This window comes from Ruegeria sp. BC1, from assembly GCF_056539305.1.
This window is the reverse complement of sequence record NZ_JBQFUT010000001.1, coordinates 150912-162959: the sequence shown is the minus strand read 5'-3', so window position 1 is coordinate 162959 and position 12048 is coordinate 150912. Positions and strand designations below refer to the sequence as shown.

General features: G+C 56.6%; 13 protein-coding genes. 6 read left to right on the top strand and 7 right to left on the bottom strand.

Going from position 1 to position 12048, the window contains the following annotated elements; genetic code table 11:
- Window positions 1–5 precede the first annotated feature (5 nt).
- Entirely contained in the window at window positions 6–614 is a 609-nt protein-coding gene (locus ACR0IY_RS00835) for a tetratricopeptide repeat protein (RefSeq protein WP_480669853.1), read from the bottom strand.
- A gap of 30 nt (window positions 615–644) precedes the next feature.
- Here ACR0IY_RS00835 and ACR0IY_RS00830 point away from each other — a divergent pair, with 30 nt between their 5' ends.
- From ACR0IY_RS00830 to ACR0IY_RS00820, 3 genes are all read left to right on the top strand, one after another.
- Complete coding sequence (locus tag ACR0IY_RS00830) at window positions 645–935, top strand: SCP2 sterol-binding domain-containing protein (protein ID WP_480669852.1); 291 nt, start codon at window positions 645–647, stop codon at window positions 933–935.
- A complete protein-coding gene (locus ACR0IY_RS00825; RefSeq protein ID WP_480669851.1) occupies window positions 935–1912 on the top strand; it encodes an alpha/beta fold hydrolase in 978 nt (325 codons plus the stop codon). Before ACR0IY_RS00830 ends, ACR0IY_RS00825 begins: the two co-directional genes overlap by 1 nt.
- A gap of 82 nt (window positions 1913–1994) precedes the next feature.
- Window positions 1995–3815, top strand: a complete 1821-nt coding sequence (locus ACR0IY_RS00820) for a M3 family oligoendopeptidase (protein WP_480669850.1) — start codon at window positions 1995–1997, stop codon at window positions 3813–3815.
- Here the strand turns inward: ACR0IY_RS00820 and ACR0IY_RS00815 are convergent, their stop codons facing one another.
- Genes ACR0IY_RS00815 through ACR0IY_RS00805 form a run of 3 tightly spaced genes read right to left on the bottom strand, consistent with a single transcriptional unit; the run spans window position 3816 to window position 6007 of the window.
- Entirely contained in the window at window positions 3816–4691 is an 876-nt protein-coding gene (locus ACR0IY_RS00815; protein ID WP_480669849.1) for a DMT family transporter, read from the bottom strand. It abuts the gene before it with no gap.
- Between the two features lie 13 nt (window positions 4692–4704).
- Entirely contained in the window at window positions 4705–4974 is a 270-nt protein-coding gene (locus ACR0IY_RS00810; RefSeq protein ID WP_480669847.1) for a DksA/TraR family C4-type zinc finger protein, read from the bottom strand.
- A gap of 58 nt (window positions 4975–5032) precedes the next feature.
- Complete coding sequence (locus ACR0IY_RS00805) at window positions 5033–6007, bottom strand: Gfo/Idh/MocA family protein (protein ID WP_480669846.1); 975 nt, start codon at window positions 6005–6007, stop codon at window positions 5033–5035.
- A 154-nt stretch (window positions 6008–6161) separates the two neighbouring features.
- Between ACR0IY_RS00805 and ACR0IY_RS00800 the strand changes: the two genes are divergently transcribed.
- The gene (locus ACR0IY_RS00800) at window positions 6162–7340 is read left to right on the top strand and encodes a dipeptidase (protein WP_480669844.1); all 1179 of its coding nucleotides are present in this window, start codon (window positions 6162–6164) and stop codon (window positions 7338–7340) included.
- A 203-nt stretch (window positions 7341–7543) separates the two neighbouring features.
- Window positions 7544–8623 (top strand): fasciclin domain-containing protein, encoded by a 1080-nt coding sequence (locus ACR0IY_RS00795; RefSeq protein ID WP_480669842.1) that lies wholly within the window; start codon window positions 7544–7546, stop codon window positions 8621–8623.
- A gap of 51 nt (window positions 8624–8674) precedes the next feature.
- Here the strand turns inward: ACR0IY_RS00795 and rpoH are convergent, their stop codons facing one another.
- Together rpoH and ACR0IY_RS00785 are read right to left on the bottom strand one after the other, a co-directional pair.
- Window positions 8675–9571 carry an RNA polymerase sigma factor RpoH gene (gene rpoH / locus ACR0IY_RS00790; RefSeq protein ID WP_480669841.1) on the bottom strand — a complete coding sequence of 299 codons (897 nt, stop codon included), beginning with the start codon at window positions 9569–9571 and terminating at the stop codon, window positions 8675–8677.
- Between the two features lie 146 nt (window positions 9572–9717).
- Window positions 9718–10752 (bottom strand): RluA family pseudouridine synthase, encoded by a 1035-nt coding sequence (locus ACR0IY_RS00785; RefSeq protein ID WP_480669839.1) that lies wholly within the window; start codon window positions 10750–10752, stop codon window positions 9718–9720.
- Here ACR0IY_RS00785 and ACR0IY_RS00780 point away from each other — a divergent pair.
- A complete protein-coding gene (locus tag ACR0IY_RS00780) occupies window positions 10751–11056 on the top strand; it encodes a DUF6476 family protein (RefSeq protein ID WP_480669838.1) in 306 nt (101 codons plus the stop codon). The genes ACR0IY_RS00785 and ACR0IY_RS00780 overlap by 2 nt on opposite strands.
- A gap of 3 nt (window positions 11057–11059) precedes the next feature.
- On the opposite strand, the gene ACR0IY_RS00775 is transcribed toward ACR0IY_RS00780, so the two are convergent.
- Window positions 11060–12043, bottom strand: coding sequence for a hypothetical protein (locus tag ACR0IY_RS00775; protein ID WP_480669837.1), 984 nt, complete (start codon window positions 12041–12043; stop codon window positions 11060–11062).
- Window positions 12044–12048: the final 5 nt, after the last annotated feature.

The following is a 12048-nucleotide window of genomic DNA, read 5'->3' as shown; positions in this document are numbered from 1 at the left end:
TTTCCTTAGAGGGCCGAGCCCTCGACCTGAGGCTTCAATCGATTCACCGCATTGGTTACTTCTTCGTGGTGGGGATGTATAGCCAACGCGCGCTCATAAGCGACCAGGGCCTTGTCGGGTTGTCCGATGATCTCGAATATCAGACCAAGCCCAAATATCGCCTCGTAATTATTCGGGTTTAGTGTCAGCGCATGCTCAAGATCGGCTGCTGCCATGCCGTATCGCTCCATGCCAAAAAACGCAGAGGCGCGCAGGCTCCAGCCTTCGGCGAAACCCGGTGCATGGTCGGTCAGGGCTGTCAGATGTTCGATGGCAGCCAGGATATCCCCGTCATCCAACGCTTCCCGCCCCCGTTCCAGCAGTAGATCCGCCGAAGCCGATCCAGATTGCGCCCATAACGCCTTGAGCTGCCGGTCCAAACCAATTGCCTGTTCCGGCGTGGCCTGCGACAATTGCAGCAGCAACACGGCCTCGTCCCGCGAGTCCGCCTGTTGAGCCAGTGAACTGGTGGAAAACATGACCGTGACAAAAAGTGCCGCAACGGTATCTTTGAGTTTGTTTATTGCAACGCCCATAACAATGTTCAGTGTAGCGTTGCGACCGGGGATGTCCATTCACGGCGCACTAACTAAATGAGGAAGATCATGAGCGACATTCTTGAAAAGGCTGCTGCCGCACTGAACGAAAAACTTGCGGGTGGCGATTTTGACTCGTCGGCAAAATTTGCCATCGCCGATCTGGGTGCCATCGTTCTGGATTCGGACGGCGCGCGCGTCAGCGACGACGACGCAGACGTCACCCTAAGCGCGGACGCAGATACCTTTGAACAGATCCTCAGCGGTGAACTGAATCCGACCGGCGCATTCATGTCCGGTAAGCTGACAGTCGACGGCGACATGGGCGTCGCAATGAAACTGTCGTCGGTACTGGCCTGATGCTGTTCTCGCCGGCCCCTCTTTATGAAGACGTGGCCGGCGGACCACCGGGAGGTTCAGCCCATTGGCTGACGACCGCGGACAATGAACGTATCCGTGTCGGCCACTGGCGGCCAAAGACGGATGCGCTCGGCACGGTCATGATATTCCCCGGCCGCACGGAATATATCGAAAAATACGGAAACGCAGCTGGTGAATTTATCGATCGTGGCTTTGCCGCCCTTGCGGTAGACTGGCGTGGCCAGGGCCTGGCGGATCGACTGCTGGATGATCACCGTATCGGACATGTCGACCGGTTCACCGATTATCAGAAAGACGTGCAGGCCACCCTGGACCTTGCCGACGAGCTTGAACTGCCAAAACCGTGGTACGTGATTGGCCATTCGATGGGCGGAGCGATCGGCTTGCGCGCAATACTGGAGCGCGATTGTTTCACCGCCTGCGCTTTTACCGGGCCAATGTGGGGCATCTTTTTCACGCCGATCATGAAACCGCTCAGCCGGTTGACCGCCTATTGGGGGCCGCGAATCGGGCTGGGTGAGAAAATCCCTCCGACCACGTCGCTTGCAAGCTATGTGGCTTCGCAGCCTTTTGAGGGTAATATGCTGACCCGTGATCCGGCGATGTACAAGATGATGCAGGATCAACTGACGGCCTATCCCGCAATGGCACTTGGAGCGCCTTCCACGATCTGGCTGCGTGAAGCGCTGGAAGAATGCGAATGGCTGATGGATCAGCCGGCACCTGCAACGCCCTGCCTGACATTTTTGGGCAGCCACGAGCAAATCGTGGACCGCAAGGCCATCCGCACACGCATGGCAAACTGGCCTAACGGCACTCTGGTCGAAATTCCTGACGGGGAACACGAAGTTCTGATGGAGGCCCCCGAAGTGCGCGGCCCGGTTTTTGAACAACTGGCGTCCCATTTTCTGGCCACTCAGCAGGCCACGTCTCCGAAACCTGCACTGTCGAGCTAAAGAAACCCTAACGTAAAGGCGGCTTGTGATCCTGACCTACCGCGCCTAGATGTTTGCCAAAGCAGATTTTCCGAGGTGATCCATGCGCGACCTTCCCTTTCCCGTCCGTGACGCAAACGCAGCCGGAGGTACCGGCGATCTTGGCAATCTGCCGGAATGGGATCTGACCGATCTGTACAGTTCGGAAGACGCGCCAGAGCTGGACCGGGATCTTGAGTGGCTGGAGGGTGAATGCGCCTCTTTCGCGGCGGACTACGAAGGCAAGTTGGCCGATCTGGATGCCCAGGGCCTACTGACCTGTGTGCAGCGGAACGAGAAAATCAATGCCATCGCCGGTCGCATCATGTCCTTTGCTGGTCTACGCTATTACCAGCTGACTACCGATGCCGAGCGCGCCAAGTTCTTGTCGGACATGCAGGAAAAGATCACCATCTTCACTACACCTCTGGTATTCTTCACACTGGAAATCAACCGCATTGATGATGACGTTCTGAAAGCTAATTTCGACGCGAATACCGATCTGGCCCGGTACGAGCCCGTGTTCCGCCGCATCCGCGCGATGAAGCCTTACCAGCTGTCTGACGAGCTTGAGAAGTTCCTGCACGATCTGGGTGTAGTAGGTGACGCGTGGGAGCGTTTGTTCGATGAAACCATCGCCGGTCTGACCTTTACCGTGAACGGCGACGAGCTGAACATCGAAGGCGCCCTGAACCTGCTGACGGAGCAGGACCGCAGCAAACGCGAAGCTGCCGCACGTGAGCTGGCAAGCGTGTTTCAAGACAACATCAAAACCTTCGCCCGCGTGCACAATACGCAAGCCAAGGAAAAGGAAATCGTCGATCGCTGGCGCAACATGCCAACAGCACAGACCGGTCGCCACCTGTCGAACGACGTCGAACCCGAGGTGGTCGAGGCCCTGCGCGAAGCGGTGGTTGCCGCCTACCCCAAGCTGAGCCACCGCTATTATGAGCTCAAGCGGAAGTGGCTGGGGCTGGACGTCATGCAGGTCTGGGACCGCAACGCGCCCCTGCCGATGGAAGACACCCGTATCGTTGGGTGGGACGAAGCCGAGAAAACAGTCATGGAGGCATACAATGCCTTTGATCCTCGCATGGGTGAAATCGCGGCTCCATTCTTCTCGAAGGGCTGGATCGACGCGGCAGTGAAACCCGGCAAGGCGCCGGGCGCATTTGCGCATCCAACTGTGACCGAGGTTCACCCCTACGTGATGCTCAACTATCTGGGCAAACCGCGCGACGTGATGACCCTGGCGCACGAGCTGGGCCACGGCGTGCACCAGGTACTGGCTGCCGATCAGGGTGAGATGCTGTCCTCGACCCCTCTAACCCTGGCCGAAACGGCCTCTGTCTTTGGTGAGATGCTGACCTTCCGCAAGATGCTGGATCAGGCCGAACCCCCCGAACAGCGCAAAGTGCTGCTGGCGGGCAAGGTCGAAGACATGATCAACACGGTCGTCCGCCAGATCGCGTTCTACGACTTTGAATGCAAGCTGCACGCTGCGCGCCGCGAAGGCGAGCTGACCCCCGATGATATCAACGCCCTGTGGATGAGCGTTCAGGCTGAAAGCCTTGGCCCAGCCTTCGAATTCATGGAAGGGTACGAGACCTTCTGGGCTTACATTCCGCACTTCGTCCACTCGCCCTTCTACGTCTACGCCTATGCGTTTGGCGACGGTTTGGTAAACGCGCTCTATTCGGTTTACGAAAGCGGGTCCGAGGGTTTCGAGGACAAGTATTTCGAGATGCTTCGCGCCGGGGGCTCGAAACACCACAAGGAACTACTGGCCCCGTTTGGGCTGGACGCCAGCGATCCGAAGTTTTGGGATAAGGGCTTGTCGATGATCTCTGGTTTCATTGACGAACTGGAAGCGATGGAAGACTGATTACTTCTGGCTTTTGGTCGTCAGGAACACGGCTGCCACAATCAATACGGCACCCAGGGCTGCAATCGGCGTTATTGCGGCCCCCAGAAACAAAGCTGAGTTGATGAACGTGAACACCACGGATGCGGCAAACATCAGGGTTGCCGTCAGCGTCGAGACGCGGGCGGCAGCCTCATACCACAGGTAGTAGGCTAAGGCAGTCGGCAACACCCCCAGCAAGATCAGAAATACCACATCGTTGGCCGTGGGGATTTGCAGTGAAAATGCAGCTATGGGCACCAGCAACACCCCTGCGCATACGAAGATGCCGAAGAGGAAATTCAGTCGTTCCGCTGTTGTTTCCGAACTCCGCATCGCCCTGCTGCTTGAGATCAGGAATACCGCCCAGCTGAGACCGGCTCCGATTTCTAACAGGTCGCCGTACAAGGGCTCTCCGCCCCCCTGAAAATCACGGTAAACAGTTAGAAAAACACCGAAAATTGCCAGTGCCGTGGCCAATACATCCGTCCGTGTAACCGGCGTGTCAGCGAAGAAATACAGGAAGACCAACACAAAAAACGGGGCGGTGTTCTCTAGAACCATAGCGTTGGCTGCGCCTGTATGCTCTAGCCCGGTGTGGAATAGGATGTAGTTGACCACTGTGGACAGAACAGCCAACCGAAAGTTCCAATCACTTAGCCGGATTGACACCGAAACCCGCATCATGCGCAGCATGACATAGATGGCAAGTGCTGCGATAAACAGGCGTGTAACCGCGATCTGCAGGCCTCCCAGATCGCTGGTCAGATACCGGACAATGACGCTGTGTGTACCCCAGAGAAATGCCGCCAGAAAGCCAAGAACCAACCCGTTTTGCAGTAGCTTGGTGCCGGGCATTCTTCCGCCCCGTTTACTTCAGCTGACTGTCTTTGGAGCCGCGCCGGTTGATCCCGGCACGCGCCTTGAAGGTCCCGTCGCGTTCCTGCTGACAATCGAGGCAAAGCTTGACACCGGGCAGAGCAATACGGCGCTTTTCCGGGATCGGTTCTTCGCATTCCGCGCAATGGGTCAGGCTTTCCCCCACAGGTCGCTTCTGCGCCTGCATCCGGGCCAATTCGTCCGAAATGGACGCCTCAATCTGTTCGCTTACCGCACCGTCGCGCGCCCAGCCGCCTGCCATGGTCTCCCTCCCGATCAGGTGCCCGCCAGATTAGCCGAGCCACAAGCCACGTGGCAAGTCAGAGCGAAACAGCCCCCTCAAAAACGCGATCAATCATCTCTTGCGTACCGCGTGAAAATTCCAGCGGGCATGGGTATTCCTCGCCATCCCGAACCGATCTGCAAAACGCCTCGACCTGCAACTTATAATGATCGTCACCAGGAAAGCGCGTGACCTGCATTTCAAGACCGGGACGATGCAGTTCCACCCGCGCCTCACCAAAGAGCCGCGCGTTGAAAGGCGCTGTCAGGCGGATAACGCCGCCCTCACCATGAAACACCATCTCCTGATGCGGATGCATACGGATCGAGACATAGCTGGAATAGGTAAAGTCCGGGAATTGTGCGCGAATCTCGGTGAAGATATCTATCCCGTCCTCCCAACGGATCGCGGACTGCACTGTCACCGGTTCCTGCCCTGTCGCAAAACGCGCGCCACCGATCACATAGACTCCGATATCCCGCAGACCACCGCCGCCAGTTTCCGCGCGGTTACGAATGTTCCCGATGTCCACTCGATTGTCGAAGCTGAACGCGCCCGTTACATGTGCCAGCTTGCCGATGGCCCCATCCGCGATGAGCTTTCGCACCAATTGCCACTGTGGGTGATGGACAATCATGTAGGCTTCGGCCGCAAGCAACCCTGTCTCATCCCTTTTTTGGATGAGCGGAGTGAACTCCTCAGCCGTCATGGCCATCGGCTTTTCGCACAGAACATGTTTGCCTGCATCCAGCGCCTTTAGGCTCCATTCCACATGCAGGTGGTTGGGCAAAGGGATATAGACAGCTTCAATCCGAGGGTCCTCCAACAGTGCATCATAACTGTCGTAGACGGTAAGATCGGGGCAATAGAACTGAAAAGGTTGTGCCTTAGCCGCACTCGATGTGGCCAGCCCAGCGAGCTGCGCCCCATTGGCCGCATGAATCGCAGGTGCCATGTGCTGACGGGCAAACTTGGCCGCCCCCAATATCCCCCATTGAACTGGTTTGTGCATCTTCTCCTCCGACGTACGTAAATCGCGACTGAATCCGACAGTTATCGCTAACGGACCAATTTTGAGACCTCTGTAGCAAGCTAGCGACGTAAAGTCAGGCTTTTCTCAGCCTCCGACCTCCGTAATCTGAACCTGTTTTTGGCAGGAGGCGTATATGCGGGGATTTTTCAAATGGGTGGGCGGTTTGCTGACGTTGGCGATCCTCGTTGGTGCCGCGGTGTTTTTCGGCTTTCTGCCACCTTACATCGAGGCTCAGCGCAACAACGTGATCGACCACGCCCCTTTTGATGTGTCAGATAACGCGAGGGCTCTGCACGAAACCTTGATAGTCGGCGATCTTCACGCGGATCCTCTGCTTTGGAGCCGTGATCTGACTGAACGCGGCACACGTGGTCAGGTTGATATTCCTCGCCTGATTGAAGGCAACGTGGCCTTGCAGGTTTTCACCGCCGTCACCAAATCCCCTGCCGGCCAGAACTATGAGGCAAACTCATCCGAAGCCTTTGACAATATTACCCTTCTGGCCATCGGACAGTTGTGGCCACTGCGCACTTGGACCAGCCTGAAAGAGCGCGCGGTATATCAAGCCGAAAAACTGCACCAATTCGAGGCGGCCTCGGACGGCCAGTTGAAAGTCGTCAAATCCCGCGCTGATCTGGATTCAGTTTTGGATGCCCGCGCCGCAGGCGAACCGATGGTGGGCGGCATCCTTGGCATCGAGGGTGCGCACGCGCTGGAAGGAGATCTGAGCAATCTTGACGTTCTGTACGAAGCCGGACATCGGGTCTTTGGACTGCACCACTTTTTCGACAATGAATTGGGTGGGTCGCTGCATGGACAGGGAAGTCCGGGCCTGACCAGTTTCGGTCGTCAGGTTGTGTCCGAATTGGCACAGCGGCCTGTCGTTATTGATCTGGCCCATTCTAGCCCGCAAGTCGCGCGCGAAGTGATCGCGATGACTGATGTTCCCCTGATCGTCAGCCACAGCGGCTTACATGGCTTTTGCCCGGTCAAACGGAACTACCCGGACGATCTGATGCAGAACATTGCCGCGACCGGAGGTGTGATTGGCATGGGCTACTGGGCTGACGTCACCTGCGGGGACATAACTCCGACCGGCATCGCCAAGATGATTAAATCAGCCATTGAAACCGTCGGAGAGGATCACGTGTCGCTGGGATCGGACTATGACGGGTCGGTTGAAACCGCCTTTGACACATCGGAGCTGGCCGCACTGACCTCTGCCCTGTTGGATCAGGGGCTGAGCGAAACGCAAATCCGCAAGGTGATGGGTGAAAACATGGTTCGGATTTTTCGGCAGCAACTCAACTGAAGTTCGCACACCCATAAGATCATGTAATTGCGCCTGAAAACTCTACCGCCTTGCCCAAAGCGCAGACATGAACCGGATTGCCACACCCAAATTTTGTGATCCGGTTTCTGCTTCCCGCCGTAACAGCAGTATTGCCAAGGGAAAGATTTACCCCGCCGGGTGCCTTTCCTTTGGCCGTAAAACCAGGGTGGGAGAGACACGACATGCCAGACATGCCAGACGTACCAACGATCACTGGAAAAGTCATCGAAATCAGCGGTGATCCAGGGACCTTCGACGACAACTCAGGTGACTTCGACATTCTGCGCGAAGCAGTCATCGCGGCCGGACTTGCCGGAACTTTGGACAGCGACGAAGTGGACCTGACCGTTTTCGCACCATCAGACGCGGCGTTCATATCCCTGGCGCAGGCGTTGGGTTACGAAGGTTCGGATGAGGCCGGATCGCTCAATCACATAGTAAAAGCGCTGACGCTTCTGGGCGGAGGTGATCCGCTGCCTTTGCTGACCAACATTCTTAAATATCACGTTGTGGATGGCTCATTCACAAAAGACGCTGTTGTCAGCCTGGGCGATGGCGCCGAAATCGAAACGCTGTTGGGTACAAACCTTGAGCTGAACCTTCTAAGTTCTCCCCCCAGCCTCGAAGATGCAGACCCCGGAATCCCCGACCCCGGGCTTGTTGCCTTTGATGTTGAGGCTTCGAACGGGATTATCCATGTGCTTGATGGTGTTTTGCTGCCGGTTTCTGTATCCAGCATTCTGGGGCAAAAGAACACCGATTTCATCATTGGGGATGACTCGGACGAATTCCACTTTACCGGTCGCGGTCAAGACTTTGTGCATGGCGGTGGTGGTAATGATGTGATCAAGGCCGGGCGCGGCAACGATGTGGCCCTTGGTGGCACCGGCAATGACATCATATTCGGAGGTCGGGGCAAAGATATCCTGCGTGGTGACGAAGGCAACGATCAGATCTTTGGTGGACGCGGAGCCGACCTGATCGATGGTGGCGCCGGGGATGATTTTCTGTTCGGCGGACGCGGCAAAGACACTTTTGTCTTTGAGAATGGCGACGGTGACGACACGATCCTGGGCTTCAAGGCTGGTCGGGACAAAATCGACTTGAGCGGTTATGAAGGGATCGAGAATTTCGAGGATATCGAAGACGATATTTCGAGTGGCTTCCTGCGAACGACAATCGACCTCGGCGATGGCGACAGCATTGAACTGGTAGGGCCCGGAGGCCGCAATTTGTCGGAAGAAGATTTTATCTTCGCTTAAACCAGAAAACCCGCCGGTTTCGGCGGGTTTTCCTTTCCGTATCTAAATACTTCAGACGGTACCAAGCATGCCTTTTTCACGCGCCAGTTCACGCATCTTTTTCTGCAGCTTCTCAAAGGCACGCACTTCGATCTGGCGAATACGCTCGCGGCTGACGTTGTACTGCGTGCTCAGCTCTTCCAGCGTGACCGGCTGATCCATCAGACGGCGTTGCGTCAGAATGTCTTTTTCCCGGTCGTTCAGCACATCCAAAGCGGCCGCCAGCAACTCGCGCCGTGCGTCCAATTCGTCGCGCGCCTCATAATCACCGGCCTGATCGGCATCTTCGTCCTCAAGCCAGTCCTGCCACTGCATGGAGCCTTCGCCTTCGCTCCCAACAGTCGCGTTCAACGAGGCGTCGCCACCCGACATCCGGCGGTTCATGCTGATGACCTCTTCTTCGGTCACGCCCAGATCTTCAGCAATCTGCTTGACGTTTTCAGGTCGCAGGTCGCCTTCTTCCAGCGCACCAATACGCGCCTTGGCTTTGCGCAGATTAAAGAACAGCTTTTTCTGGGCCGAAGTAGTACCCAGTTTGACCATTGACCACGATCTCAGGACGTATTCCTGAATTGATGCACGAATCCACCACATCGCGTAGGTCGCCAGACGGAATCCCTTTTCGGGGTCGAACTTTTTGACCGCCTGCATCAGGCCTACATTGGCCTCGGAAATCACCTCGGCCTGTGGCAGGCCATAGCCGCGATAGCCCATAGCAATTTTGGCGGCCAGTCGCAGGTGCGACGTGACCATTTTATGCGCAGCTTCAGTGTCTTGCTCTTCCACCCAGCGCTTGGCGAGCATGTACTCTTCTTCCGGCTCAAGCAGCGGAAATTTGCGAATTTCCTGCATATAGCGGTTCAGTCCGCCTTCCGGCGTCGGCGCGGGGAGATTTGCGTAATTTGCCATTTTTCATGTCCCTCCGACAAATGTTTAAGTCGTTAACATGGGATATGGGAATCCATACCCACGCGTTCAAGAGGTACCGTTAACAGTTTGGAATTAACGATGGATAAAGGAAACCTAAGAAATTCTTATTCACGCAACTTTGCGTATTATGTCAGTGGCGAGCGGAGCTGATCAATAAGTTTCTGCATGTCGTCAGGCAGCGCGGCCTCAAACCTCAGGTTCTCACTTGTAACAGGGTGTTCGAACCCCAAAACTGCCGCATGTAACGCCTGCCGGGGAAACGTGCGCACCGCCTCAGACGTGATGGCGCTGAACGCTTTTGCTGCCAGTTTGCGCTTGCCGCCATAGACCGGATCACCCACCAACCCATGGCCTGCATGGGCCATATGCACGCGTATCTGATGCGTGCGACCGGTTTCCAGCCAGCATTCTACCAGAGCCAACCCTACCGGGTTGCCAAATGTCTCGACCACACGCGCCCGCGTCACTGCATGACGACCGCCGTGGAACAGAACCGTCTGTCTCTGCCGATCGGTTTTATGGCGGGCCAACTGCGTGGTCAGCCGCATGATGTTTCCAGGCTCGAAACTGACCCCTTTCACCCCGCGCAGACGTGGATCGTTAGCGTCGGGCACACCGTAACACACGGCGCGATAATAACGCTCGACACTGTGCGCTTCGAACTGAGCTGCCAACCCGTGATGCGCCGCATCAGATTTCGCAACCACCAGCAGGCCGCTGGTCTCTTTATCGATCCGGTGCACGATACCAGGACGTTTTACCCCGCCAACGCCGGACAGGTCTTCACCACAATGATGCAACAACGCATTGACCAGCGTCCCGTTCGGAGAACCCGGCGCAGGGTGCACGACCATACCCGACGGTTTGTTGATAACGATCAGATCGGTATCCTCGAAAACCACCTCCAACGGGATATCTTCAGGGCCGATATGGCTGTCTTCGGCCTCGGCCACTGAAATCTCTACCAAAGCCCCTTCGGCCACTTTGGCCTTGGGATCGCGAACTTCGGCGCCGTTCACTAGAACGGCACCTTCGTCTATCAGTTTAGCCAACCGTGTGCGCGACAGGTTTTCCTCGACTGGCACATCCCGCGAAAGCGCCTTATCAAGGCGTGGCGGCGGATCGGCCGCGATCTGAAACTCAATCTGACGGGTGCTCATGACTGTCCCTTCCGAACCCCAAGAACCGCAGGAAACGCCACAGCTTCGCCTGCTGCGGAGAATGGTCATGCTGCTGACCGCGGTGATGATTGGCGGGGTTCTAGTGACATTCGCGTTGATTGTCATCCGGCTATCGGACCGCACCCCCACCCTGCCCGATCAGGTCGAACTGCCCGATGGCGCAAAAGCGCAGGCCGTGACCATCGGCAACAACTGGTACGCGGTGGTGACAGACGACAACCGCATTTTGATCTTTGACAAGACAACCGGTCGCCAGCGTCAGGAAATCAAGATCGAACCCTGACACTCAATCTTCCAGCGCCATGCGGAACACGATCTCTGACGCATGACGGAGCGCATCATACTCCTCGGGTGTGTCCCGACGAAACCTTTGATCCTCGTCGCTCAAAATAGTTGGGCTGAACAATTGCGGACGGTCGGGAAAAAACTCCTGCTGAAACGCGACGTCGTGCTCGGCGAGGCATTCATCCAGCCAGATCCGCTCGTCCGGCTCCAGCACGTCGTTGCGGCGGACCATAACGGGATCCTCGACGACACGCCGACGCAACCGTCGGCTTTTTTGCCGCCCCATGGCCCGGGTTATGATGCCAAAGGCTTCGCTCGCCGCACGTGACTGCGACGGGTTCGAGGGCTGACCAACCGCGCCCCCATCGGGCAAGGGCACACCAATCCGCGTCATAAAGTCATCGACCACATGGCCCCTTACCATTTCCGAGCGCTCATAGAGTGATGGAACAATCGTCACCCCCGGAAAGGCCTGCTGGATCTGATCAACCTTTGCAGAGAATGTGAAAAGCTCGGGGTTGGCCCTGATCTTTTCCAGACGGTCCCGCACAAATTCAGACACGCCGCTGCTCAACCGCCCATTCTTGGCGCGCTGTTTATAGTCGGCTTCGAAAAAGTCCGAATACCGGCGGCAATAGAACGTAATCCTCAGCTCACGCGATGGGATTTCAGCGAAAATCTGCGCCAGCTTCGTCATGTCACATGAATATAGCATTTCCGAAGAAACCAGGCAGGTCTGATCCCGATGCGCATCGTATTCAGCGGCCATCATCTCGCGAAAGGGGTCGACCGGATGGCTGCTTTGATTGATATGGAAGGCGATGATATTGTGGCTGATCGCAAGGCGTTTGCCACCGTCCAGCCTGCGCCGCCCGGTCTCAATATACCTCAAACCCGCATCTGCCAGCATAGCCGCATTGTTGCGCACAAACCCCTGTAGCGCAGTCGTGCCGGTCTTGGGCATGCCCAAATGCAGCCACAGCATCAGTT